General features: G+C 63.5%; 22 protein-coding genes and 1 riboswitch. Of the genes, 2 read left to right on the top strand and 20 right to left on the bottom strand.

Annotation, left to right across the window (positions count from 1 at the left end):
* Nucleotides 1-482: 482 nt before the first annotated feature.
* The 16 genes from BUS42_RS10630 to BUS42_RS10550 form a co-directional block, all read right to left on the bottom strand.
* Nucleotides 483-1,256, bottom strand: a complete 774-nt coding sequence (locus BUS42_RS10630; protein WP_074306890.1) for an ABC transporter ATP-binding protein — start codon at nucleotides 1,254-1,256, stop codon at nucleotides 483-485.
* Nucleotides 1,253-2,272, bottom strand: a complete 1,020-nt coding sequence (locus BUS42_RS10625; protein WP_074306889.1) for a FecCD family ABC transporter permease — start codon at nucleotides 2,270-2,272, stop codon at nucleotides 1,253-1,255. The genes BUS42_RS10630 and BUS42_RS10625 overlap by 4 nt, the downstream gene beginning before the upstream one ends.
* Nucleotides 2,269-3,261: an ABC transporter substrate-binding protein gene (locus BUS42_RS10620; protein ID WP_074306888.1), complete on the bottom strand. Its 993-nt coding sequence runs from the start codon at nucleotides 3,259-3,261 to the stop codon at nucleotides 2,269-2,271. The genes BUS42_RS10625 and BUS42_RS10620 overlap by 4 nt, the downstream gene beginning before the upstream one ends.
* Nucleotides 3,262-3,331: 70 nt before the next feature.
* The gene (locus BUS42_RS10615) at nucleotides 3,332-4,174 is read right to left on the bottom strand and encodes a DUF1559 family PulG-like putative transporter (protein ID WP_074310948.1); all 843 of its coding nucleotides are present in this window, start codon (nucleotides 4,172-4,174) and stop codon (nucleotides 3,332-3,334) included.
* 162 nt (nucleotides 4,175-4,336) lie between these two features.
* Nucleotides 4,337-4,558: riboswitch (cobalamin riboswitch) on the bottom strand.
* Between the two features lie 328 nt (nucleotides 4,559-4,886).
* On the bottom strand, nucleotides 4,887-5,762 hold the full coding sequence (locus BUS42_RS10605; protein ID WP_074306887.1) for an alpha/beta fold hydrolase: 876 nt from the start codon (nucleotides 5,760-5,762) through the stop codon (nucleotides 4,887-4,889).
* The gene (locus BUS42_RS10600; RefSeq protein WP_074306886.1) at nucleotides 5,755-6,936 is read right to left on the bottom strand and encodes an enolase C-terminal domain-like protein; all 1,182 of its coding nucleotides are present in this window, start codon (nucleotides 6,934-6,936) and stop codon (nucleotides 5,755-5,757) included. Before BUS42_RS10600 ends, BUS42_RS10605 begins: the two co-directional genes overlap by 8 nt.
* 409 nt (nucleotides 6,937-7,345) lie before the next feature.
* Nucleotides 7,346-8,716 carry a HoxN/HupN/NixA family nickel/cobalt transporter gene (locus BUS42_RS10595; RefSeq protein WP_074306885.1) on the bottom strand — a complete coding sequence of 457 codons (1,371 nt, stop codon included), beginning with the start codon at nucleotides 8,714-8,716 and terminating at the stop codon, nucleotides 7,346-7,348.
* Nucleotides 8,717-8,724: 8 nt separating this feature from the next.
* Complete coding sequence (locus tag BUS42_RS10590; RefSeq protein ID WP_015249401.1) at nucleotides 8,725-9,105, bottom strand: response regulator; 381 nt, start codon at nucleotides 9,103-9,105, stop codon at nucleotides 8,725-8,727.
* 216 nt (nucleotides 9,106-9,321) lie between these two features.
* A complete protein-coding gene (locus BUS42_RS10585; RefSeq protein WP_074306884.1) occupies nucleotides 9,322-10,524 on the bottom strand; it encodes a DUF1571 domain-containing protein in 1,203 nt (400 codons plus the stop codon).
* Nucleotides 10,525-10,727: 203 nt separating this feature from the next.
* A complete protein-coding gene (locus BUS42_RS10580) occupies nucleotides 10,728-12,434 on the bottom strand; it encodes a GH3 auxin-responsive promoter family protein (RefSeq protein WP_074306883.1) in 1,707 nt (568 codons plus the stop codon).
* A 78-nt stretch (nucleotides 12,435-12,512) separates the two neighbouring features.
* Entirely contained in the window at nucleotides 12,513-13,550 is a 1,038-nt protein-coding gene (locus BUS42_RS10575; protein ID WP_074306882.1) for an alpha/beta hydrolase, read from the bottom strand.
* A gap of 93 nt (nucleotides 13,551-13,643) precedes the next feature.
* Nucleotides 13,644-14,927: a beta-ketoacyl-ACP synthase II gene (gene fabF / locus BUS42_RS10570; RefSeq protein WP_074306881.1), complete on the bottom strand. Its 1,284-nt coding sequence runs from the start codon at nucleotides 14,925-14,927 to the stop codon at nucleotides 13,644-13,646.
* 33 nt (nucleotides 14,928-14,960) lie between these two features.
* Nucleotides 14,961-16,292 carry a beta-ketoacyl-[acyl-carrier-protein] synthase family protein gene (locus tag BUS42_RS10565; RefSeq protein WP_074310946.1) on the bottom strand — a complete coding sequence of 444 codons (1,332 nt, stop codon included), beginning with the start codon at nucleotides 16,290-16,292 and terminating at the stop codon, nucleotides 14,961-14,963.
* Nucleotides 16,293-16,423: 131 nt separating this feature from the next.
* Nucleotides 16,424-16,972: a 3-hydroxyacyl-ACP dehydratase FabZ family protein gene (locus tag BUS42_RS10560; RefSeq protein WP_074306880.1), complete on the bottom strand. Its 549-nt coding sequence runs from the start codon at nucleotides 16,970-16,972 to the stop codon at nucleotides 16,424-16,426.
* Nucleotides 16,973-17,113: 141 nt separating this feature from the next.
* Nucleotides 17,114-17,500: an acyl carrier protein gene (locus tag BUS42_RS10555; protein ID WP_074306879.1), complete on the bottom strand. Its 387-nt coding sequence runs from the start codon at nucleotides 17,498-17,500 to the stop codon at nucleotides 17,114-17,116.
* Nucleotides 17,501-17,850: 350 nt separating this feature from the next.
* Entirely contained in the window at nucleotides 17,851-18,396 is a 546-nt protein-coding gene (locus tag BUS42_RS10550; protein WP_074306878.1) for a 3-hydroxyacyl-ACP dehydratase FabZ family protein, read from the bottom strand.
* Between the two features lie 413 nt (nucleotides 18,397-18,809).
* Between BUS42_RS10550 and BUS42_RS10545 the strand changes: the two genes are divergently transcribed.
* On the top strand, nucleotides 18,810-20,819 hold the full coding sequence (locus BUS42_RS10545) for a TolB-like translocation protein (protein WP_074306877.1): 2,010 nt from the start codon (nucleotides 18,810-18,812) through the stop codon (nucleotides 20,817-20,819).
* Between the two features lie 38 nt (nucleotides 20,820-20,857).
* On the opposite strand, the gene BUS42_RS10540 is transcribed toward BUS42_RS10545, so the two are convergent.
* Nucleotides 20,858-22,030: a M28 family metallopeptidase gene (locus BUS42_RS10540; RefSeq protein ID WP_074310944.1), complete on the bottom strand. Its 1,173-nt coding sequence runs from the start codon at nucleotides 22,028-22,030 to the stop codon at nucleotides 20,858-20,860.
* A 183-nt stretch (nucleotides 22,031-22,213) separates the two neighbouring features.
* Between BUS42_RS10540 and BUS42_RS10535 the strand changes: the two genes are divergently transcribed.
* Complete coding sequence (locus BUS42_RS10535; RefSeq protein WP_074306876.1) at nucleotides 22,214-22,552, top strand: hypothetical protein; 339 nt, start codon at nucleotides 22,214-22,216, stop codon at nucleotides 22,550-22,552.
* 156 nt (nucleotides 22,553-22,708) lie between these two features.
* On the opposite strand, the gene BUS42_RS10530 is transcribed toward BUS42_RS10535, so the two are convergent.
* The 3 genes from BUS42_RS10530 to BUS42_RS10520 form a co-directional block, all read right to left on the bottom strand.
* Nucleotides 22,709-23,857, bottom strand: a complete 1,149-nt coding sequence (locus BUS42_RS10530) for a M20 family metallopeptidase (RefSeq protein ID WP_256386199.1) — start codon at nucleotides 23,855-23,857, stop codon at nucleotides 22,709-22,711.
* 835 nt (nucleotides 23,858-24,692) lie between these two features.
* Nucleotides 24,693-25,154, bottom strand: a complete 462-nt coding sequence (locus BUS42_RS10525; protein ID WP_074306874.1) for a PIN domain-containing protein — start codon at nucleotides 25,152-25,154, stop codon at nucleotides 24,693-24,695.
* A gap of 3 nt (nucleotides 25,155-25,157) precedes the next feature.
* The gene (locus BUS42_RS10520; RefSeq protein WP_074306873.1) at nucleotides 25,158-25,385 is read right to left on the bottom strand and encodes a hypothetical protein; all 228 of its coding nucleotides are present in this window, start codon (nucleotides 25,383-25,385) and stop codon (nucleotides 25,158-25,160) included.
* Nucleotides 25,386-25,414 lie beyond the last annotated feature (29 nt).

Below are 25,414 nucleotides of genomic sequence, written 5' to 3'. Positions count from 1 at the left end.
CAAACTTGCCGTACCCGCTTGGGTCGGATCATCCGGTCCCGAGGGGCCGGCATCGCGTGAATGTGAGCGAGGGACCGAATGATTCGGAAATACCCGCCGTTGCGGGTCGGTCGGTCGCCGATCGACTGCAACGCAACGTGGCCGTGCTCGACGAACAGATTCTGCCAACGGTAGAACAGCGGCGGGCGGGTGCTGGAGCTGATCGCATCGATTGGAGATGGGGATTTGATCGATCAGGTGACGCCAAAGGATGGCCACTTTCTCGACAGGCGTATCGTTACTTTCGGGGCTTTCGCATGGTGAGACTCCTGCCGAGTTTTCGTCTCACTCGGGATGGGCGTCGCCCCATTTCTGTCTGAAGGAAGACAAACTCTGAAACCACTGAGAAAGCAATTCAATGAGCGGACACAACGTATCGCATCATGAGTTGTGCCAACCTCCGTCGAAGACTCATTGGGGCCGCCGTCAGGTTTTCCCGTTCCTCAAAGCGAGTCTGACGGCAGAAATCGGAACCCGGGCCCCGTGTGTACTCGCACGCTGAAAGCGGTTTCCAGGGCGGGACCCAGCACGACGGTCTCGGTGGGGCCGTCGTCGATCAGCCGGCCTTCGTGCAAGAGCACTGCGCGCGGAAAGAACTCGAGGGCCGATTGGAGGTCGTGCACGGCGGCGAGGATGGTTTGACCCTCGCCGTGGAGCTCAAGGAGCAGGGTCATCAGTTCCAACTGGCGGCCGATGTCGAGCGACGAAGTGGGTTCGTCCAGGAGCAGGATGGGCGCTTCCTGGGCCAGGGCTCGCGCCAGGAAGACTCGCTGACGCTCGCCGCCGGAGAGGGTCGGGAGCGTCCGGTGGCGGAACGAGGTCAGGCCGACGCGGTCGATCGCCCAGGTAACCCGGGCGTGGTCGTCGCGCGACAGGCTTCCCCAGGCTTTGAGGTGGGGATAACGGCCCAGGGTGACGACGTCTTCAACCCGCATCTCGAAGCGGGTGACCGTCTGCTGGGGGAGGTATGCGCAAAGCCGGGCGATCGCTGTACGGCCCAATTCGCCGAGGAGTCGCCCTCCCAGCTCAACCTCGCCTTCGGACACGGGAAGGAGGCCCGCCAGGACGCGGATCAAGGTCGTCTTGCCGGCCCCGTTGGGACCGAGCAGGGCGGTCATGGAACCTGGCGGCAGGGTCAGCGTCACGTTCTCCAGCAGGGTCTTGTTCTCGATGCGGACCGTAACGTGACGGGTGCGCATGTCCGGCGGGGTGATCATGGCCGGCCTCCTCGCGTCCTTCGGAGGACGACCAGGAACGTTGGGCCTCCCAATAACGCGGTGAGGATGCCCAGGTGGAGCGCGAACCGATCGGAAAGGGCCCGGGCGAGCAACTCGCAGGCCGTGAGGAATGCCGCGCCCCCCGCCACGCAGCCCGGCAAGAGAGCCAGGAGTCGGGGACCGGTCAGACGGCGGATCAGGTGCGGAACCATCAGGCCCACGAACCCGATCGAGCCGCTCACCGCGGTTGCCGCTCCGGTCGCCAGGGCGGTCAGGACGAGCACCCAGAGCCGCGTCCCGACGACCGGGACGCCGATTGCGAGCGCCTGTTCTTCTCCGAGCAACATCGCGTCCAGGCGGCGGTGCAGCAGGAGCAGCCCACAGATGCCGACGGCGATCGGTGGGCCGGCCAGCACGACGTGTTCCCAGGTCTGGTTTCGGACGCCGCCGACCAGCCAGAAGAGGAGCTCCTGAACCCGATGAACGTCGGTCAGGATCATCACGAGGGAGACGCCGGCGATGGACATGCTCCCCACGGCAACCCCGGTCAGAAGCAGCGTGGGGCCAGTCGGGCGACCGCCGAGGTAGGTGAGCGCGTAGACGAGCAGCGAGGCGGCAAACCCACCCACACAGGCACAGAGCGGAAGCGAGAGGAAGACGGATTCAGCCAGGCCGGTGTGAATCGCGATCACGGCCCCGAGCGCCGCCCCTCCGCTCACGCCCAGGATCGCGGGGTCGGCCAGTGGATTTTCGAAAGTCGCCTGTAAGGCCGCCCCGGAACAGGCGAGCGCGGCCCCGACCAGGCCGAGCAATAAGGCTTGCGGTAGCCGCACGTTGCGCACTAAAAATCGTTCGACGGGTAAGACGGAGCTATCGTCGCCCAGTCCCACCAGGGCCGTCATGACGCGCGCCACGTTTCTCGGAGGGATCGCGGCGGTCCCCCAGATCGTGCTCAGGAGTGCCAGCCCCAGGTAGGCCACGGCCAGCCCACTGGTAATTGCGGCCGGGCGAGTCATGGCGCCACCTCGGCGGCACCTGGGAATCGATCGGGATGGAGCGCCCGGGCGAGCCGTTCGGTCGCCTCGACCACGTACGGGGACACCGACGTGAGGTAGCGACTTTCGATGGCGATCACGTGGCCCTCGCGGACCGCCCGAAGCTGGCGGAGGATCGGATGGCTCGCGATCTGTCCCTGCCGCTCGTCTTCTTTCCAGTAAGACAGGAGCACGACGTCGGGGTCGGCGGCCACGACGCGCTCGGGGGCGAGCTCGGCCGACCCCTCAAGGTTCAGGTCCGCCGCCACGTTCACCCCGCCCGCTTCGCGGATAACCTCGTCGATCGTCGAACGGAGCCCCGAGGTGTAACCGGCGGACCAGAACAGGACGCGGGGACGGTGCACTACCGCGCCCAACCGCTCGGCCAGCCGGCGCCGGCGTTCCCGCATCCGCTCGACCAGAGCGTGAGCGCGGGCCGGTTCGCCGACGCGCTCCCCGAGCCGCACCAGGCCGGCCTCGATCTCGGCCATGCTGTTGACGAAGTCATTGCGGTAGATCGACAGCCCCGAGCGTTCGAGTAACTTGAGCGAATCGGCGGAATTATAGTGGGCGACGCAGACCAGGTCGGGCGTGAGCGCGATGATCCGTTCCGGATTCGCGTCATTCACCCGGACGATCTCCTTCGCGTATCGCCCGGAAACGTTCGAGATGCCCGCGTCGTCCGCGAACACCGTCACGGCGACGACGCGTTCGATCGGCACCAACTCCGCGAGCAACTCATCCGTGCCCAAGGTCAGGGAGACGATTCGGGCCGGTTTCGCGTGTTTCGGCGTGGCCGGCGCCGAGCGCCCGCACCCCGATCCGGCTCCGAGACTGATGACGGCCAGGAAGATCGTGGCGAGCCAGGTTCGGCGAGCTCCGGTCATGAATACGCCCGCGCCTGGGTGTGCCCGTCGGCGTTCCAGAGCGTCAGTCGCAGTCGGGTCGACCGGGTTGCCAATCGCCTGCACGCTTCGTTCTCCTTGAGTCATGATTCTACGTCAATGCAGGCAGCCAGGGGGATGGGTGGTTCGGTACGGATCAGCGATCGCCGAGCGGGCCGATGCCATTGAACAGGGCGTCGTCGGTGCCGATATCGTGGAGATGGCTTTGCTCGACCAGGTTGACTCCCGCGGGCGACCACCACGAGGCGAGCGGGTTTTTGGACGGTCGCTGGGCCTCCACGTGGCCGTCGAGGTAGAGCAGATTCGCCACATCCCGATGACGAAAGTGGACGGTCGGATACTGGCTCGAAGGGGGTTCGAGGGCGTAGTTTTCCTCGAGCTTGGCCTGCCCCGGCCCGAAATCCCGGTCATTGACATGGGCGCTGTCGCCAAAGGCGATCGTCCGCGACGTTGTGCTGATCTTGGCGAGCGGATACGAGTAGGGAATCCCCATCTCGTTCCAGCCGAACCCGAGATAATTATAGTTGTACCCGTACCCGGAGCTGGCCCCGCTGTACCGAAGCGAGAACAGTGTGGGATCGAAATCGGGGCAGCGCTGGACCGCGGTCTGGGTTTCCATGAACGGCATCAGCGCCCCGGTGGTCAAGTCAAGGTCGGGGAGGCCGTTGGCGCCTTTGGTCTCGAGCACGTCTCCGAACCAGTACCGCTTGGGATTTGCCGGGCTGGGGGGAAGGTTGTAGTTATAGAGACTTGACGGTGGGAACAGGCCGTGCGTGTCGGCGTACATGGCCAGGGCGATGCCCATCTGCTTGAGGTTCGATGAGCAGTTGATCCGCCGGGCCGCACCGCGCGCCGCTTGAACGGCGGGTAACAGCAAGCCGACGAGCACGGCGATAATCGCGATGACCACCAACAGTTCGATGAGCGTAAAGCCAGCCGGCCGCGCCTTCGCGGTGCGCGGGAATCGGGAGTCGTTCATGAATCGTCCCCCCGCGACCGTTACGTGTCCTCGCCGCCGGCCGATCACGCCGAGTGTGTGGGGGCGCGAAGGCACGCTGACGAATGGCGGCGGTCTACGGGAACGGGCACCCTCGGAGAGAATCGGGAAGAGTTTCTTCGGCGCGCCCGTCCCTCGCAAAGCGACGCCCACTTCGGTGCAGGTAGGTCTTCTGACTCCCGAGCTGGGGCGGCGGGCCTTCTCATCAGAGCGGCGTGCGAGGCCGACCCGACAATGGCAAAGGAGGTGCGTCGCCCGTGAGCACTCGGTTACAGCGGCGGGGCCGTTCCGGATTTCCACCGGATTCCCTGTTTGCCGGCATCGACAGGCAGTCGACGGCCGGCCACCAACACCTTTGAGAAAGGATAAGGTTACCTGGAATTCGATGGGACCGTCAAGGAGTGACTTGGCGTTTCTGAAGTGACCGTACGATCTTGAGTCGTTTTTGCAGCGTCGGTAGGGGCGTGGCGATGGCGCGTGGAGTCGCGGTCGATACCGTTCATTTTCGCAGAGCAGAACCGGCCAAAGTCGAACTCGGTGTCAGGGGCCTCGTCGGGCCGTTCGGCGAGTCCTTGTTTCAGGAGGCGGCGCCGGCGTTTGCCACCCGCTCGTTTGATCTCACGTTTCTGTTGGCGGAGTTCCCGCTTGGTTTGGTCCATGACCCGGGTCCCGTTGGACGACTGGAAAGACGGATTCAAGGACTGACACGGCCACCCGCCTTTGAGTTCGCGAACAGGCGGCTGTCCAGCCATTCGATCAGGTCGAGCGCATAGCGGTCAGGGGCGGGCTCGAATTCGAGGGTGTGATGGGCCTCGGGGTAAACGATCAGGTGGCGGTCGGGGGTCGCGAGCCGTTCGAAATAGGCGCGAGTCAAGGTGTTGTCGACGATCCGGTCCTGCCCGGCGAGCATCAGCAGGGCGGGCTGATGGACCTTGGGGGGGATCCGTTTCACGGCCTTGTCGATGAAGAAACTGGCGGCCAACAACCCGGCGGTGCCTGCGTGCAGGCTGAGATTGTCGGAGGCGATGAAGGCTTGTCCCTCCGCGCTGTCTGTGAACAGGGCGGGTTCGCTCAACGGGATCGGGAACGTTTTGCGACGGTTCGTGAGCCAGGCCAGGGCGATCCCCAACCGCTCGCGCCGGGTGACGTCGACCCGGGGGTGGAGTCCGGGACAGATCAAGGCGAGGGCATCGACCAGGCGCGGCTGCTCTCCGGCCGCAATCACGGCCGGCTTTCCCCCCCAACTGATCCCGGCCAGTGCGGTCAGAACGGCGGGTTCGCGGTTTCGGAGCGTTCTGAGCCATTCGGTGAGGTCATCAAGCAAGCGACGGGACGAGGGGGCGTGCCCGCGGTCCGCGCGATTGGCGCCCGAACCCCTGCGATCGGGAAAGTGAGCCTCATACCCTGCCTTCGCGAGGGTTTGGCCGAGCCGATGATACCAGCCGCCGTGGCTCTGCACGCCGTGCAAGACCACCACCCGGCCCCGCGGAGTACCCGACACGGGCCAGACGGCCACCTGAATGGCGTAGCCGTCGGAGGCGGTCTGGGTCTCGATGCGCGGTTCACTCATAGGAAATCTCCTTGCGATCGACCGTCATCCGCTCCAGCGCCTCCGGATCGACGGTCACTCCCAGGCCCGGCCCGGTCAGCGGGGGAGCCCAGCCACCGTAGCGGAAGGTGATGTCCTCGACGATCAGGTTGGCGGCGAGCACATGGCGGTCGTACGAGCCCTCGACGTAGCGGAGCCCGCGCAGATTGGCGGCGACATGACGCCCGGCGGCCGAGAGGATTCCGGTCTCGCCCGGATGACAGCCCAGTTGTAAGCCAAGGCCGTGACGTTGGGCCAGTCCAATGATCCTCAGGCTCGGCACGATGCCACCGCATTTCGACAGTCGCACGTTCAGCAGGTCGGCGGTCCCTCGCTCGATCGCTCGGGTCGCATCGGGGTAGCCGCAGAGCGACTCGTCGAGCATGATCGGTAGACCGAGGTTCGGTCGAAGCGCCGCCAGGGAGTCGGACTCGGCGTGCGGAACCGGCTGCTCGAGCACCGAGGGGCCGAACGGGAGCAGCGGCCGAACCCGGTCGATCAACTCCGTGCTCTGCCAGGCCTCATTGGCGTCGAGCCGAAGGTCGATTCGCCGACCCAGGATCCGCCGGAGCCGGGCCAGCCTGGCGGGATCGTCCTGCCCCGCCACTCCGACCTTGAGCTTGACTTGCGCGAATCCGTAGAGCCGCATCTTCCAGGCCGAGATCCGCTCTTTCGCGGTCGAGTCGGCCATGATGGCGCCGCTGTAGCGAACCCGCGAGGGAGCGTCGGTCCGTTGCAGGCCGAGCACATCGACCATTCGGACCGCCTGGCCGAGCGACGTGTTGAACCGCCGGCCGTAGGCATCGAGGATGGCCAGCTCCAAGGCGCAACGCGCTGCGTTACCAGCCATGCCGCGCGGGTCGGCCTCGGTTTCGGGGAGGACGAGCGCCTCGAGCCGACGAACCAGTTCTTCAGTAGAGCCAGGTTGGCCCAGGTGTCGGGAAAAGTCGATGCCGGAAAGCGACGCAAAGGTTGACTCAATGGTCTCACCGGTCACGTAGGGGCGGGGCACCCCCTCGCCGTATCCCACCTGGCCGTCATCGAGCGTGGCGCGAACGACGAGGCTATCGCTCGTGGTTCGCTCGTGCGACGCGTGCTTGATCGGTTTCTTCAGGGGAACGGCCACGTGAAACAGGTCGAGCGCTTTGAGGGTCATGGTGTTCCTGAGTGATCGCTGGCGCTAGTTCGTACGTTTGGAGTGTGCCACACGATCGGGTGCAACGACGAGGGACGACTCGTAAGACCGTTCGCGGTAAGAGTCCGCCCGTCACCGCGCACCAATAATCTCCGCAGACGGAAGTACGGTCACCCTCTCGTGATGAGAATCGTCTGCTGGGTGCCCCGGGTTCCGTACTCGGAACCCGTGCGGCAATGCCTTGGGCCGAGTCTCACGGGTTCCGAGTACGGAACCCGTGGCACCCAGAATTCCCCTTGTCATTGGGCTTGTATGGACCGAGTAAGTTCGGCTCGATCTGTGATCCCGCCGACGAACACTGGAGATTATAGGCCGAAACGGCCGTGCGACTCGATGCGTGAACTTCGAAGGCAACGGACTCACCACCAAGTCAGGGAGACCCCAAGAGGTAGACTCCCATCACGCAGAGAACCAGGCTGCCGGCGACTCCGACCCAATGCTCGACGCGCGCATCGCGATCGAATCGGGTGAAGAATTGCCGGCAACGGGCGGCCATCCACCCCACGGCAATCAGAACGGCGGCCATCCCGAGGCCAAATGCGACGAGTAGCACGACGCCGATCCTGAGTTGGCCGACCGCCTCCGCCAAGAGGATCAGGGCCACGGCATCCCAGCACGGGACCAAGCCACCCACGACTCCGAGTCCGACGATGTTTCGGTGGCCGCCGCTGGAGCTTGTGAGAGGAACCGGATCCTCGTCGTGCTCGCCGTAGCCCCCGAGATGCCGCCCGAGCCTCCAGAAGCCGATGGCCGCGATTACGAACCCTGCAATCATCGTCAGAGTGGAATGAATCAGCTCGTAGCGGGACGAACGCGTGAGCCAGAGCCCGAGTGCGACCAGCAGGACGCTCCCCGTGTGGGTCGCGGTCGTGACCAGCGCGAGGAGGGTTCCCCGGAGCCAGCTTCCGCGTTCGGCGACAACGGTCGCCGCGACGAGCGTTTTGCCGTGTCCCGGCTGGATCGCGTGCGCCGCACCCAGGCCGAAGGCGATCAACGTTAGTCCGAGCAGAGAGAACCCGGAGCTTCGATCGAGGAGTCTCGAAAGGCGATCCGAGCCGCGACTGGGGGCGGTCCGTTCTGGTTTCACGCTGACGACTGGCTTCCGAACTCGATCGGAGGGGACGATTGGCGTCGGCTCGGCCTTCGTCGGTGCGACATGGGTCGCCGTGTGATAGTCGAGCTCGGCCTGCTTGCTGCGTCGTTCTTCCAGGTCGGACATCAGCCAGAGGGGCTGGACCGAAATGAGCTGGACGTCGGCTGGAAGCAAGTCGCCCCGGAGTACGACTCCCTCTTCGCCCCTCAGCGCGAGCCGGCTCGTCCCCTCGCTCGACACGAAATTCGTGTCCTGAACCTTCAGGCGACCGCGGGGGGGGATGGCGACCGCGAAGTGGAACGTGTACTGAGGGTGCTCCTCCGTCTTGAGGTCGAACCCACGAGCCTGGAGGGGCAGGGGGCGACCATCGACCGAGATCAGCAGTCCCTTCGCATTCAGGAGGGCGGTCTCTTGCCCATAGCGTTCGAGCCAGTCGCGACGATCGCCGTCCGGGAGCGCTCCGATCAGGTCACGGAGGTCCCTCGTCAAGGTGAGCTCCGAGAGGCTGACCTCGTAGTCAGCCGTGAGCCGTCCGGGACGGAGATGGATCTGAATCGACCGATCGACCCGCGCATTGGGGATATCGTGCGCCCTTGCGGAGGAGGGCAAGAGGGCGAACACGAGCAGGAGCAGGTGAGGTCGACGCATTCGACCGCTCAGTAGAACTTCTCGAGCGCTTTAGTCACAACGTAGATCACCACGTTGCGACTGACCGGCTTCGCCAAGACGCAAAAGGCATGGGCGGAAAGCGCCCGGCGAAGGAGGTTGTCATCGCTTTCGGCCGAGATCAGGATCATGGGCAGTACGCCCTTGATCTGTCGGACGAGGGTCATCGTCTCCAGGCCCGAGAGCTTCGGCAAGTGCATATCCATCAAGGCCAGGTCAACGTGTTGAGCCTGGACGATATCGATAGCTTCTTCACCGCTCTCGGCCAGGAGAGTATGAAACCCAACCGGTTCAAATATCTCGCGAAACGTCTCCCGCACAGCGGGATCGTCGTCGGTGATAAGGATGGAGTAGGGACGATCCATGGTCATGACGACCGTTCTCACGCAAGGCGGGCCTGTTGGGGTAGTCAGGCTACGAGCCTCGGCATTCCTTGCAAGAAACAGGCCGAAGCGATGGGTCCATGGAAGAACCTGCTAGTATTATGCTCTAAACGACGATCAAGTCAAGATTTACATTTTCTAAGCTCGGTTCATTGATTTTCGCCAACGCTGACAGGGCTGCCGTATTGTTCGCCAGTATGGCAGTCAGCGCGCCTGAGCCTCCGCCGGTGCCTTGCCGCCGCCGGCCCGGGCGAGGCGGGACAAGAGTCCGCTGGGGGCCTGCCCCCAGCGTTGACTCGGGTCGAATGCCTCGTTCGCGGCCAGCGCTTCCGGGTCGACCGTCACCGCGCCGAAGAGGTAGCGTTCGAGGAGGTCGCCGTTGGCAGCCTGCCCTTCAACCATGACGGGGAGTTTCGAGGTCGGGTCGATGTAGACCACCCAGTTCTCGCCGTTGGGGGTGACGCGAACGATCTTATGGCTGGGTTGATCGAGCTGCCCCGGGTTTTCCAGGCCTCCGTAGGTCATTTGGCCCACTGCGGAGCCTGTCGCCCCGGCCTGTGCGATGTTCTTTTGGAGGTCGGCCAGGATCGTCTCGAAGCCGGCTTCGGTAATGGGATGCCGGCTGTTGCGGAGCACCATCGGGTTATCCACGGCCAGGCTCATGGGGGGCACGGGCACGATCGAGTCGGTCATCTTGACGTGCATGAGGTTCGCGTCGTCGTTGGCCGAGTAGAGCACCTCACGCCCCTTGCTCGGTCCGTCGGGCCATTCCAGGCGAATCGCCCTCGGGTTCCGGCGCACGCTCAGCAAGACTTCTTCCGCCGGTCCGAGGGTCTCACCCACGCGTTCCCGACGCTTCATCAAAACCTGATAGCTTGTGATGGCTTCGAGCCGAGCCTGGGACGATGCCACGATGGTGGCGAGTTCCGTCGACTCAGGCGCCGGCTTCGGCTCCGGGCTGGCCGGGGCGGGTTGGCTGGTCGGTTCGTTCAAACCGAGGGCGGGGAGCGGCTCGCTGGTCGAGCGTTTTTCTCCCGGCCGGATCGTTACGGGCGGCTGAAGCGCCACTTGGAGCGGGGGTGTTTCCGCGAGTGCGGAGGGGTCATCCCCACCGGAAAGCCGGCCACCGTTCGATCGGTTGCGGGCCTGCGTCCGGGCGCGGTCCTGGGCCAACAGGGTCCGGGAGTGTGAGACCCCGCGTCCCACTTCCTGGGCGTAGAGATCGTTTCCCGGCGCGACCGGTTTCGTGCGACCGAACGGAGCTGCGGCACCCAGCATCAGCGGAGTACCCGGGTTGAAGGAGCGCATCCGAGCGCAGCCTACGTTGGTGACGCAGGCAACCAGCCCGGTCACAACACAAACCCGACGCGCGAGCAATTTCAAGGCGGAATCCGTCGCCCTATCCATAGCGAAGTTCTCCCCCTCAATGGGGTCTACCGGGCCCGGATCTCCCCAAAGTAAAAGTAGGGGACCGGGCCGGGGCCATCATGGCTGGCGGATCGCCGCGCGTCCCATCCTGGTGGGCGATCAGCGAGAACGAATCGAGGATATCGGATACCACAACCCGAATCCCCGCACAAGCCGAACCTAATACCGCACGGTCACTCGCGTCAGTCCGCGAGCGAAGTCCAAGCGGTGTCACTGAGTCGGAACGTTTCCAACGCTCCGAGGTCAGGCATCAGGTGCGGCTGCTTATATTGTTCGACGGTTCCCCCACTCCTCGCCAGTCGCCTCTTTTGAAAATCGGACCAAGATCCGGTCGGAATGCGGCGTATCCGAATTGGGCCGAGTCGGAGGGTTGAGCGCTTGTTTTCGTATTCGAGGTTCAGGCGCTGCAGTTCGGCTTCGACTTCGTGGGCGAGCGCCTCGGCGATGCCGCGATCGACCAGGTCGGACTCTTCCACGAGGAGGTTGTAGTGGGGGGGATCGCCCCAACTCGGGAGGAGCAAGAACGAGCCAATCCGCAGGTTGAGGGTCCGCTGCGCGGCACTGACCGCGGCGACGACCTGGAATTCAGACAGCTTCTCTCCGGTCAGGCTCGAGAAGTGGGCCCCTTTGTTGAGGAATTCGATAACGGGGGCCTTGCCGTGGAACCCGACGCACCGGATCAGGTCGTGAATCTGGTAGCGATAGAGACCCCCCGCGGTGGTTGGGAGGATGAAGTAGCGTTGGCCTTCGATCAACTCGTGGGCCTCAACGGTCTCGGGCGCTTCGCGGTCCGCCTGGTCCTCGGGGATGAACTCGAAGTAGTGGTGGCGGATATCGAGAACGCCCGCGGGGGTTCCGTCCTCGATCGGAATCGTCATCCGCCCTTCCGAAGCGATGAGACCGACGTCGCGGACCGGGCGGTCGCCGAAGTACTCCGGGTAGTTCCGGAGGTAAGAGCCCATGGTGCCGCCGGTCCAGTTCGCCAGGAAGCAGAGGTTGGGCCAGTAATCCTTGGGGAGCAACCGACCCGTCTGATTGACGATCGCCTCGAGCCGCCGCGCTGCCTTCTTGTGCTTGCGGCCGACCTTTCGGCGGAGCGCTTCGCGGACGTCGGCGGGAAGGTCCCACTTCGCGTTGAGCGTGCCGTCGGCAATGTCGCGAATCAGGGTGGCCTTCTCACGGTCGCCGAGCCGCGCGATCGCCAGGATCGTGCTCGGATTCGCGGCGATCGTCGTGCCCAGGTTGCGGAAGACCGAAAGCCGAAGCGCTACATAATATTTCGATTCGATGTCCTTGATCCGCGACGCGATCGCGGGCATGCAGTAGGTCAACCGGATCAGCGGGTTCTGCATGTGGGCCGTCAGCCCGGTGATCGCTCCGCACGGGATCCCGGACGGGGTCATGCTCTCGCGCCAGTCGCTGGCGATTTGCAGGATCGGGAGCAGACCGCGAGCGAGGATTTGCGGGTGCGCATCGAACGCCTGAATGCCCCAGATCGTCCATCCTTCGCGGTAGTCGTTGAGCGACTCCTGGGTGACCGGGATCGTCTTGGGACGATTGGTTGTTCCCGAGGTCATCGCGAACATCAACACCTTGGTGCCGGCGCCGAACAAGGCGCCGAGGTCGCCTTGGCGGACGCGGTCGATGTACGGTTCCATCGCGTCGTAGGCGCGAATCGGGACGCGGCGACGGAAGTCGGCGGGGGTCCGGATTTCGTGGAAGTGATGATCGCGGCCGAACTGACTCTCGGCGTGACGAGCGATCCGTGACATGAGTAAGTCGCGCTGAACTTCGTCAGCGCGACTCGTCTGAGCAAGGAAATGCCGCGCCAACCGCCGTGAGCGATTGAGGAGCGGCAATCCGGCATACTTCCGAAATAGATAGAGCATCGATGCCGCCAATCCTTCAACGGTTCCTGCCGTTCGGCCGCGAGCCGCGCGGCGGCCCGAATCGAAGGAGGCGGAAGTTCAGAGAACTCCCGAGGAAGTCATTTCCTTGGTCACCTGACCGACCGGCACGGCCGTTTCTTTAGGGAGGGGCCGACGCGGAGCCACGCGGCCGAGGAACGAGCTGACGCGCTCGGCATAGGATTCGGGCTGGACCTCGCGACAGCGATTATGCTTGGCTCCCGGCACGATCCACAACTCTTTGGGTTCACGTGCTTCGGCGAAGAGGAGCCGGGCGATCTCGGGACCGATGTAGGCGTCCTTGCCGCCGTGGATCATCAGCCAAGGGCGCGGTGCCAGCCGAGCCACCGCGCGTTCCACGTCGGGGAAGTGGCAGCGAAGGTTACGCTGCGACTGCATCCGGCCCATGAAACCGACGTAGGAGAAGACCCAGAGCGGCATCCGCTTCCACAAGATCGGACTGCCCACGTAGATCTCCGCCCAGCGGAGGATGTAGGCGAGCATCGTTCCCCGGGTCGGGAAGGCGCCATCGGTGATCACACCCCAGACGCCGGGATCCCGGGCCGCGGTGACCAAGGCGGTGCCTCCGCCTCGGCTGATCCCATAGAGTCCGAAGCCGGCCGGATCGCGGTCGGGGCGGGTTCGGAGGTAGGCCAAGGCGCCCCGAAGGTCGGCGGTCTCGTGGTCGGTCACCCACTGCAGAGGCTTGTACTGGGGGTCGCTCTCGCTTTTTCCGTGGTTGCGAAAGTCGAACGTAAAGATATCGAAACCGAGGTCGCGAAGGTAATCGGCGTAGGGGCGATAGCTCCAGCGATCGGACAAGTATTCATGGCAGAAAACGAGGACGCCGAGCCGGGACGCAGTCCGGGCGGTGAGGTACGTGCCGGCGAGTTTCAGGCCGTCCTTGGTGGTGAACGAGACTTCTTCACCATCGTTCTGGAGGGGAGAGACGCGAAGCGGAAGGAAGAGTGGTTTCTCCTCGAAAACCCGGCCCACGATCGGCGTGTACCGAATCGCGACATGGATAAGGAACACCGCTAGCGTGCCGAGCGCCACGAGCGTCGGTACCAGCAGGATCAGGAGAGACGAAGTGGACACGTTTGGACTCCGTGGACGCCGCCAGGGTGAGCTCGAGGTGTAGTTCGGTCAAGTCTTCGAGGCGTCGCCGGCCCAAACGGGCCGGACGCGTCGTCAGCCGGCGAAACGTCGAAGAATCAAGGCGATGTTCTGTCCGCCGAAACCGAAACTGTTTGAGAACGTAACGTCGACCAGCTTGCGCCTGGCGACGTGGGGGATGTAGTCGAGGTCGCAGTCAGGACCGGGGTTGTCGAGGTTGATCGTCGGAGGAACGACCCCGTCACGAATCGTCAGGAGACAAACAATCGCCTCGACGCTGCCCGCCGCGGCGATCAGGTGACCCATCATGCTCTTGGTGCTTGAGATCGGCACCTGATAGGCTTGCTCACCAAAAGTTCGCTTGATCGCCAACGTCTCAACTGAGTCATTGACGGACGTACTCGTCCCGTGTGCGTTGATATAATCAACGTCCTCCGGGTTCAGTTGGGCTTGGGCCAAGGCCTCTCGCATGCAAGCGATGGCACCTCGGCCTTCGTCGTGGCTGTCGGTAATCCGGAACGCGTCGGCGGTCGAGCCGTAGCCGGCGACTTCACCATAGATTGTTGCACCGCGTTTCTTGGCGTGCTCTAATTCTTCAAGAATGAGCATGCCCGCACCTTCCCCGAGGATGAATCCGTCGCGGTCGCGGTCGAAGGGACGGCTGGCGCGGGTGGGGTCGTCGTTGCGGGTCGAGAGCGCGGTCAAGAGGTTGAAGCCAGTCACGCCGAACGGGTGGATCATGCTGTGCGTGCCGCCCGACAACATCACGTCGGCGTCACCGCGGCGGATGATCTCGGTCGCCTCGCCGATCGCCTGCGAGCTCGCGGCGCAGGCGGTCAAGCAATTGGCGTTCGGGCCGCGGGCCCCGAAGAGGCTTGCGAGGTGCCCCGACGGAGTACCCGGCTCTTGCTCGGCTTCATGGATCGGGTGGAGTTTGCGAAGCCCCTGGCTGGTGAAGACGGTCGTGTCGACCTTCCCTTGGCGAGTTGCGTTCCGCACCAACTCGACGAACCGAGGAAAGTCCTGCTGACCTTCCCCAGAGCCCAGGTAGACACCGAACCGGGAGCGGTCGAGGTCCTTCACGGTCGCGAGCCCGGAATGGTCGATCGCCATCTGGGCGGCCGCGATCGCAAACTTCGTATTCCGACAGTATTCCTGCCAGCGTGGCGCATCGCTGATGTAGTCTTCGAGCGCGAAGTTGGTCGCCTCGGCGGCGATCCGGGTTGGAAAAGTCTCGGCATCGAACAGCGTGATGGTGCCGACGCCGCTCCGCCCTTCCTGAAGCGCGGACCAAGTCGCCTCCAGGTTAGGGCCCAGAGGCGTGACCATTCCCATTCCTGTCACGACGATTCGACGCATGGAGCCAGTTCCTCGACGGCGAAAGTCTCTTTGTCAGTTCGCGGCCGAATTGCCACGGACGACCAGGGCGGCCGCCTGACCGTGCCGGGTGAGATTGGTGTTCACGAAAATCGGGTTGTTGGTATCACGCGAAGCGCCTCGGATGAGGTCGACGACGCAGGCGGGATCGAGCTCATCGCAGTTGAGGGTCTGGGGAATCTTCCCTTGGTTGACCCCGATCAAGCTGGAAATCAACTCGACCACTCCGCAACCCGACACGAGGTTGCCCATGTAGCCCTTGAGCGCGGTGACGGGAACGTTCGCCCCGCCGAAGACGCGATGGAAGGCCCGGGCCTCGGCGAGGTCGGAAATCTTCGAGGCCGCGCCATGGGCGTTGACGTGACCGACTTCGGACGGCGCCAGCCCCGCGTCGCGGAGTGCCGCGTTGAGGGCGATCTCGGTGCCGATCCCGTCGGGATCGAGCCCGCCGCCCGGCGTGGCGTCGCACCCCGAGCCGAAGCCGAGGATCTCACCGTGAATCCGCGCACCTCGCTTGAGAGCATGTTCACGTTCTTCAAGAACGAGAATCCCCGCCCCTTCGCCGGGCACCCAGCCGTCGCGTTGCACGTCGAACGGTCGGCAGGCGCCGGTTGGGTCACCGCTCCAGTGGGACATTTGCTCGAGCAGGCTCATGCGCACGAGGCTGAGCGGATGGATTTTCGAGTCGGCTCCGCCGGTGATCATGAGGTCGGCTCGCCCTCGGGCGATGATCCGGCTCGCCTCACCGATCGCCAGGTTCGAGGCGGACTCGGCCTCGGTGATCGTGTTGCTCGGCCCTTGGCAGTCGAGCAAAATCGAGATGTGGCAGGCGAGCATGTTGGGCAGATACTTCAAGAGCCAGATCGGCGGGATCTGGCCGATGCTCTCTCGGCCCCAGATGCGATAGTCGAATGCGCCGCCGTTCTGGGAGGCGTGGTTGATCGCCGGGGCGAGCTCGTCGAGCTCGGTGGAGATCAGGCCGGCCCCGAGGTCGACGCCAATTCGGGTGGGGTCGATCGCCCCTTCCGCCAAGCCGGCGTCGATGAAGGCCAGCTCGGCGGCGGCCACCGCGAGTTGGATGTCGCGGGCCATGTACTTCATGCTCTTGGTGAGCGCCTTGCGGTGCTCAGGATCGGGCAGAGCGTACTTTTTGGGCCACGTCTTGGGGTTGAAGTCGGGGACTTCTCCACCGACGTCATTGGGCAAGTTCTCGACCGGGAATGCCGTGAGCTTGTGCACGGCACCCCGCCCCTCGGAGAGGGCGGCCCAATTGGCTTCCGGGCCAATCCCGAGGGGACTGACGAGACCAAGTCCGGTGATAACCACACGGCGTTCGGAACGAAGCATGAGGAACTCGTCGCTCTCCACCGTGGTGGGTTTGGCTCGAAGGTGCCGAGGGCGGCAAACTCGTTGCCTCGTCCCCCGCCCCACACGGGTCTTTTGGGGACGCCGGGCTCAACCGGTTAACACGTTTTCAATCAATCCGACTGCGGAGGAGATGTTTCTTTGGGCTGTCCATTGGTGGTGGACGACGCGGAACTGGCGATCTCCCGAGCCCGGTTCTGCGCCTTGGCCAGATCGAGAACACCCAACAGTTGCTGGGTAAAAACGAAGTTCTTCGGCCCGAAGATCTGGTTCGCTCGCGAGTTATCCAGATGGGCGAAGACAATTTCAACGTCGGCGAGCAGTTCACCGTCGAGGAACGCCTTGGCGTCCACCACGGCCCCTTCGCTCCGCAGGTCGGTCAGGGTGACCTCGTAGATCAATTGATCGCCTGCGCAGGCCACACCAAAGAATTCCGCCCGGGGAATTTTTGCCAGGACCACCTTCTCAGCGAAACCCCCCGCCTCACCGACCAAGATCCCGCCGGTCTGTGCCAGCCCTTCAATGATGAGCGAGGCGGGCATGACCGGGTAGCCGGGAAAGTGGTCGTGCAGATGTTCTTCCGCGAGCGTCAAATTCTTGATGGCACGCGCGAACTCTCCGCTGCGGAATTCCAGGAACTTGTCGATCCAGATCCATCTCATGAGGGAACACTCGCCGATCTGGCAATGGACGTCGGTCGCTATCCGGGGAAATTCCCCGGAAGCTCGACCGGGTCGATTCCTGCTCCCCACGGCGCGGCGATATCACTGCCCGTTATCCGTAGCGGGACCGCGCCACCGTACTCAGGCGGAGAGCTTGCTCTGCACGTACTGAACCAGCATCTCGACCGTGTATAGATCACCGATCTTTTCCACGTCGGGATCCGCGGTGAAGCTCGACAGGTCGGCGTAGGGCATCCGCGTCTTCAGCTCATCGATCCCCTTGGAGGTCAGCTTCCCATCCTGGATCATCTCCGGGTCGGAGACGACGTTTTCCGGGAACAGCTCGCCGCGGGGGATCTTGATCCCGAAGTTCCGTTCGAGTCGGAACACGATATCGAGGAAGTCGATCGATTCCGCGCCCAGGTTGCCCTGGAGGGTGGCGTCGCTGGTCACATCCTCCTCGTCCACGCCCAGGGCATCGACCAAAGTGGCTTGGACTTTCTGGAAGATCTCATCGTGTGTCGGCATAACATCCTCAAAATAATGGGATCGCCAATCCAATCCCACCTAGGGAAACCATCGACAGGGAGCCGCCGAAGATCGGGACACTCATGTAATCGTCGGCGTAACTATAGGTGCAACTTCAGCCGAGCTCATTCTCGCCGAAGAGAGAAAGGCAGGACGGCCAGGAACTCGGGCGGGAGCAGGGTTTTTGTTTGGGCCCTATCTTGCTGACTTTTGAAAAACCTTGCAACCTCAGCAGTCACAGTCGACCGAATCGAATCATTCGATGCAAACCGCAGACCAAGCAGATCCGCGGCTGGGCCGAGACACCTCCAGGAGTTGGGACTGAAACAGGCTCAAAATCTTTCTCGAGCTCAAGCGTCCGCTCCGGGGGCGACTGCGGCGACGACCGGCGGTGTGCCGAACTTGATCATCGCGCGGGCCCCCACCGAGCCCTTCCGAAGTGTCGCATAGAGGTCGCGAAGCCCCGCCACGATCGACGCGTCGGTGGCGTGAAGCTCGGGGTCGCGTTCCCTTAGGTTGTATCGTGTCAGAGTGAATCGGCCTTTCACCATATCCTGGCCGTCAATCACCCCTGATCCTTTGAATGTGCTCTCGCGTTCGCCATGCGAGATCAGCTCGACCCGCAACTGGAGCTGTCGGCCCGGCTCGACGAAACTGCCGTATTTGATCGTCTTGGCCTGCTTGAGCAGGACCACACTGTGCGCAAAGTCCTCGAGATCACGGATCAGCCAGGCGCCGGCCTGCGTCAGCGCCTCGAGCATGAGCACGCCCGGCATCACGGGAAAACCGGGGAAGTGGTCCGCCAGATACTCCTCGGCGAGCGAGAGGTTCTTGACCGCAACCAGTGATTGCCCCTGCTTGAGTTCGACGATCCGGTCGATCAGGACAAAACGCATGGATATCCCCAGAGGGTGGCGAGAGACACGTTTCAGAGGATGTATCGACTGGGAAAGAGACAGAGGCTGTGGACGCAATCCCATGCCAAGCCGATCATAGTAGCGAGGCGACCCCGACCTGACAAGAGAACCGCTCTTGTCCCGGACCCCCAGCCCCGTGGCTCGCCAACCTCAGTAACGTTCCGACAGATTGAGTGTACAACGGCTGGGAGCGTCGTCAAATCAGACTTCCTGAATTACCCAAACTTCCTAAATGGGCAGGCTTTTGTCGGCACCTGCCTTTGCGATCGGTAGGCAGACGGGGTCGGGACGTTTATACTCAGAGGCAACGCGAATGTGGGCTTTGGCCTGGTGATCCGCCTGGATTGACTGACCTCGCAATTGGCGAGTTCGTTCCCGAGAGAGTGAGCCTCATGCGACTTTGTGCGGCAGGCTTGTTGGGGCTGACGCTGACAGTCTCGCTCGGTTCTGTCCCCGCGCCGGTCCTCTGGTCGTCAGAGGGCCGCTGGTTGGCCTATACGGTGGCCGTCCGGTCTGAGGAGCAGCGGTTGCTGGCCCCCGGATGGCTTTACGACGTCAAGGCCGGTCCGGAACGTGAGCAGCTCGGCTGGAGCGCTTCGATCTCTCGGCCTCCGGCTTTACTCTATCGGCTTTGGACCACCCGTCCGGACACTGGCGATTCGGTCTTGCTCGAAGAATCGCGGAATCCGTTGACCGCACCCGTCTGGAGAACCGACGGCAAGGCGCTCGCGTTCGGCCGGTTGGTCCCCGACCCGGACGGTCGACTTCGGTTCGAGGTCGTCGTTCAAGATTCGCCCGAAAGCCAACGGGTCCTCTTCAAACAGGGGCCACTTGAGGCGGACCTTCGGTCGGCCGACCTTCCCGGATTGACCCTGGCTTGGAGCTCGGATGGCCGTTATCTTGCCATCCCCCACTTTCAGCGGACGCTCGGGATTGCGATCGTCCGGGTTGACGATGGCCGGGTTCTCAAAGCGATTCCCGACGCATCCCTGCCTTCGTGGTCACCGGACGGAACCAAGCTCGCCTTCCTCCGAGGTGCCGACCTCAAGTCGTTGCATTCCCTCGACACCAACTTCGGAACCCCAAGGCACCTGGCCGACGTCGGGCAAGTGAGCCAACCCCCCACCTGGTCCCGTGACAAACGGTCGGTGCTGGTCGTTGCCCGACGGCAGTCGCGACCTGGTGCGCGCGAGCCCGTGGGAACGGTCACGGTTCTTTTCAAGGTGCCCATTGATGGCGGGGTCAAGGAAGAGCTGACGCTGCCCGCCGACCCACGCGTGGGCGATCGTCCGGAGCTTGGCACCTCGTTCAGCTTCGCCCAGGATGAGGATGCTCTATTCTTTTCCGATGATGCCGATGGGGACCAGTCGATTGTTTGTTGGTTCATGCCGCGCGGCAAGGTGGTTCATAAGAAAGACAACCCGATCGACTTCACGGTCCGGCTGAGTGCGTTGACCGTCACTCCGGGGGGCAAGACGCTCGCGTTTCGAGCAGGTGGGCCTGATTTCTTCGCTCCGCCGGGTCTGTGGGATCTTCCCACCGGCCGGTTCACGCCGCTGACTCCCGACGACTCGGCTCGGCTCGAATGGATCGCCACCTTGGTGGCCTCGGCGCGTCAGCTTCTCTTGGGCGGATTGCCCGCGGTTGCGGGCGAGAACGGCCGTTCGATCGAACGGGCCACCTCGTTGCCGATTCCCGGGGAGTTCGCCGAGAATCTTCCCCTCGCGGCACGGCTTCGGCGGCTGGGACGGTTCGGGATCGCGCTCTGTGATCGTCCCTTCCTCAAAGCCGAGCTCAAGCCGGAGGTTCGCGATCAGGTCGACGAGGCGAGGCTCTACTTCGAATATCTTCGGGGCGACTACGACGCGGCGCTGCTCGCGCTCGAAGCACTTGAGGAGCGAGCAACGTCCCCCGATCATCGGCTTCGGTTGGTGAGCCTTCGGGCGCAGATTTTTATGGGGAAAGGGCAAGTGGAGCGTGTCGACCGAACGATCGAGTTCCTTCGGTCACTCGATCGCAACGCTCCCCGGCGCATCGAGTTCACGCCGGAGGGCCCCAGGCTGACGGTCGAGGAGGCGCCGAACCAAGGTTGGTCCAACTATCTCGCGTTACGGGCCAAGGAGTGGGCCAAATCGTCGGGAACGCGGTCGGGCCTGAACCTCGATCGACTCGTTCCCGAGGCGATCGATCCCATTGAGTTCGAGGCCATGCCGTTTGCACGCGATAACATCTTGGAGCTTCGCCAGGATGATGTTCCGGCCGTGATCGACAACGCGCCCGGTGCTGCGGTCGAGCGCGGGAATCATGGCTCGCGTCGGCTCGTTCCGGTCGCGCCGGGAGCGGAACGCAAGGTTCCGCCCCAGCCCATGAAACTTCGTCGCGTTCGCCGCCCTTCCTTCTGAATCGAGCGGCGCGGTCGTTCCGGAACAGTTCGGATGGATCAGAGGATCGCGATCAGGACGAGTCGGGCGACATTGACCATGGTGGCCCGTTCGCTCGACGTGATCGAACCCCGCTCGACGATGGCATCGAGCGTACGCACCGTGTTGTTCATCAGATATAGCTGGGCCACGCCGATCTTGAGCGTCTCGCGGTTCTCGAGCAGCGACCGGAGGATATCACGAACGGTGGCGACCTCGGCGATCGTGTTTTCCGGGGCCTGAATCCAGGTGGGGACCTTGGTGGCCGAGCCTGCCTGTTCGACCACCTTGTGAATCACCCGGCTGATCGCCTCCAACTTGGGATAATCCAAGGTTTCGGGCCGATCGTCGGGGGTGTGGTAGGTGGGGTTCTCACCGGTGCTGAAGAACAGGTACGGGATTTCGCGCGCTCGGAAGGGGCCGTAATCGCTTCGGTCGAGGACCAGCAGGTCGGTCCCCAGCATGCCGACTTTGACCGGCCTGTCTTTCGACGCCTGGTCGATCCAGGGACGTAACCCCGGGGCATGTTCGCTCCCCATGACGAAGACGTAGGGGTCGCACACGCCCCCGAGCGATCGCCCGATCATGTCGGCCGTGATGAACAGCGAGATCTGCTTCAGCGGTACGGGGGCGTGTTCGACGAAGTAGCGCGAGCCGTAGAGGCCGATCTCTTCAAGGTCGAAACCGATGAACATCAGGCTTCGCTTCGACGCCTCGGGCGATCGGGCCATGGCGCGTGCCACCTCGAGCATCATGGCGACCCCCGAGGCATTGTCGTCCGCGCCCGGATAGAGTTGGCCTTCGCGCACGCCGAGGTGGTCGAAATGGGCGGCGAGGACGATCCACTCGTCCCGGAGTTTGGGATCCGAGCCCACGATCCGGGCGCCAACGTTCTGGCCGATGATCCGGCCGGCATTGCCGTCGGGGATCGCCTGGGTGTATCGGCCGTCGAACAGTGGCTCGAGTTTGAGGGCGCGGAAGGCCTCGACGAGGTGTTCGGCTGTTTTCCGCCCTCCCTCTCCGCGCCGGCCTCCGAAGGCTGGTGAGGTGAGTGTCTTGACCTCGGCACGCAGTCGTACTTCCTCGGGCTGCGGTCGCGGTTCCTGCGAGTGCGAGGCCGCGGGAGTCATCACGAACCAGGTGGCGGTGATGGCGAAGGCCAGACCCAGACGACCAATCCCTGTCATCATCATCCCGGCGACGGGCGCCGTCCTTTTTTGGGGGTTCCGGGGATCGATTCCAATCCCCCAGGTCTTTGTGAGTGGAAAAACCGGATCCATTCGACCTAAAAAAAATTCGGATTTGCCCGCACCGAGGCAAAACCGGTGGCAGATTAGACGCGGTACCGGATCGCTTTCTCTACAAGGAGGTGGATAGTGACACGTTCCTCATGGATCAAGGCGTTTGTCTTGGCCGCGGCATTCGCCGGGGTTGGCGGCGTCGGGACGGCCAAAGCTCAGGACTGGACCAACTACCTGCACTGGCCCTACGTCCCCCCCCAAGTTCCCGGCAGCGGTGCCGATTCCCGGGGGCTCTACGACAAGTTCTACGTCTACCCCAAAGAACAGCGAATCGTGCCGCAGATCCAGGGCCCGTTCTACCGGAATTACTACGGTGGCCGGCGCACGCTTGGGTCCCGCCATCCCCACGGTTGGCACGATTGGGACAAGAAGAAGTACTACCAGGGTCACCACTTCATTCTTGACGTCTTCTGATCGTCGACCGGTTGCCCGGCTTTTGATTTCAAGCCTCGTGGGGCGGGTGCATTTCACCCGCCTCGACGAGTCTTTTTTTTTGATTTCCTCAGACAAGATCCAATCCGTTCTCTCCCACCTGAATGCCTACCAATCCCCTGCCTCAACCCGCGCGACTCAACCGAGCGCCAAGGCAATCCGGTAATACGCCTCGACGGCCGTTTGGACCTGGTCGAGTTCGATCCACTCGTCTTTCGTATGGGCCTGTGCGATATCGCCCGGCCCGATGACCAGGCAGGGCAAGCCGGACTGACCGAGCGGACCGGCATCGGTCCCGTAGGGCACGCCGCCAAGCTCGGGAATTCGCCCCGACGCCTCGCCGACGGCAGCGCGAACCTGGGCCACCCAGCCCCCCTCGTCGCTCACCTCTTGAGCGAGCGGCGGCATGTTGACCCAAGGGGGAAAGAATTCCCAGATCACCGACTCTCCCAGGCGGTCGTGGAGATAGGTCTGCACCCGCTGGACGCAATTGGTCGGGGTCTCGCCCGGGATGATCCGGCGGTCGACCTCGATCTCGCACCAATCGGGGACGACGTTGACGCTCAGACCCCCTTCGATCCGGCCGACCGAGAGGCTCGGCGGTCCCAGGATCGGGTCGGGCGTGGCGCGGGAGAGCATGTCGGCGTAGTCCGCGAGCGCCCCCAGCAGTTCGCCCATCCGGTAGATCGCGTTGACGCCGAGCTGGGGGGTGGAGCTATGGCAGGCGACCCCACGCGTCCGGATCTTCCAGCGAACCGCCCCCTTGTGACGGTGGACGATGTTCAGCCGGGTCGGCTCGGCGACAATCGCATAGTCGGCCATCCGGGGTGACGCGGCCAGTTGGGAGGACCCGATGTGGGTGAACTCCTCGTCCACGGTGCAGGCCATGACGACCGAGGCCGAATCCGCGGGGCGCTCCTTGACGAGCCGGGCGAACGCTTCGAGCATGGCCGCCATGCCCCCCTTCACGTCGCACGACCCTCGGCCGTAGAGCCGACCGTCCCGAATCTCCGGGACAAACGGCGGAATCGTCATCCCGTCGGTCGGGACCGTGTCCTGGTGGGCGTCGAAGAGGACCGTTTTCCGGCCGCGCGGCGACTCATAACGGGCGATCAGGTTATCGCGTCCCGGCGCGACGGTTCGCCGCTCATAGGGCACCCCCAGCGAGCGGAACCAATTCTCCAGGTAGTCGGACATCCCGCCTTCGAGAAATCCTTTTCCTTGGAGCGGACGACCCATCGGATTGACGCTCGGAATCGCAACGAGATCAGACAGAAGGCGAGTCACGGCGTCCACGGGTTCGGCTCCGAACGGGAGGGTCGACGATTAATAGATCGGTTCAGGTCCAGCGGCGCTGGGACGACCGCGCGGTCAATCAACGAACGTTCCGGCAATCTTACTCGCCCAAGAAGCCGACGTCACCCCGCGGGTCATGAATCCCGCCCAAGAATCTCGACCGTCCTTCGTGGCCCTGCCGAGGAGCCACTCGCATTCCGTCCGCGTGATTGACAACCAGGGTGGAGAACGATCCACTGAACCCGGCGACGGTGGCCACGGCATTTTCTCACCCGTCTTGTTTCGGTTATCGACATCTGCCATTGGGTCGGTTCAGTCATGAAAAACCTAAAGAGCAAATGAATTAAATTAAGTGATTGAATTTAAATGATTTGGGGATTGTATGGAAGCTTATGCAAGAAATGTGTAGCGTATTGGCGAACACGGCGTAGCTATTGCGGAAGGACTCGGGTCGGCACTGGGTGGACGACATCATTGTTGAGCCGATTGTCGGTAGGGTCGGTGTTGATCTGAAGAAAGATCTGGCAATCCTATTTGGAACGAAGTCGGACAGAGTTTGATCCCCCACTCCTCTTTCGCATATTGAAAAAATGCCTAATCTGAATTAATAAGTAGCCGAGTGTGCACCTCCAAGGAGCCCGAGGTGGTCTAGCACCCGTTTCAGCAGTACCGGCAGGACCGTGTCACCGGGGAGAGGGATCAGGACCGGCTCTCGCTCCACGATGATCTCCTCATCCTGCCCGATGTCGTCCGGCTGATCGTTGTCTTCGTCCTTTTACTGGAATTGGATCACGTACATCATTGCATCCTGTCCAGGTATTGCGGATCATCCCGTGATCAAATCCCATTGCCGGGCGTCGATCCCCGGAAACCGGTTCAGGTGGACGGCGTTCGTCGTCGCGATCGTCACGGCGTCGCCCGGGCCGCCCAGCAACGAGGTCTGCGCCGCCAGGATGCAATCGGCGTCGAGGGCTTTGGGGTCCGCCGTGGGCACGCCGGACCGGCGGACGAACGCCCAGAACTCGGCCGCCCGCCTCATTGCCGGCGTCGTGAGCGGGTCATAGACCAGCACGGACTCCACTTGATCGAGCCGGCCCACGGCGGACCGGATGCCGATCCGGAGCAGCTCCCGGCGCACCTCGTAATCGGCGCTCTCCGGCACCACGATCAAGGCGCCGGCGGCATCCATCTCGCCGATCCATGCGCGGCAACGATCCCCATCGGACTTGCCGGGGGCCTTGCTTGCCAAGCTGAGGGGACCAGAGTCGAGCACGATCAACCTTGCCACGGGTCAATACATCCCCTCGAACAGGGGACGGTGAGGGCGGGTCTCGTCGATGCCGCGGAGCACCTCGCTCCATGCCTCATCGGTCTCGGTCTCGTCGGCCGGGGTGAGCTGACTGAACACTCGGGCGATCGCTTGCGTGCGGGCCTTGCGTTCGTCGTCGGACATGGACACGAACCGGCCGGTCTCTGGATCGACCGTGCCCGGTCGGGTCGAGGTGGGGGCAGTCGCCATGTGAGGGGCCTCCTGAATGGGTGGGCAAT

Source organism: Singulisphaera sp. GP187 (genome assembly GCF_900129635.1).
Classification (GTDB): domain Bacteria; phylum Planctomycetota; class Planctomycetia; order Isosphaerales; family Isosphaeraceae; genus Singulisphaera.
This window is presented reverse-complemented; position numbering and strand designations above follow the sequence as displayed.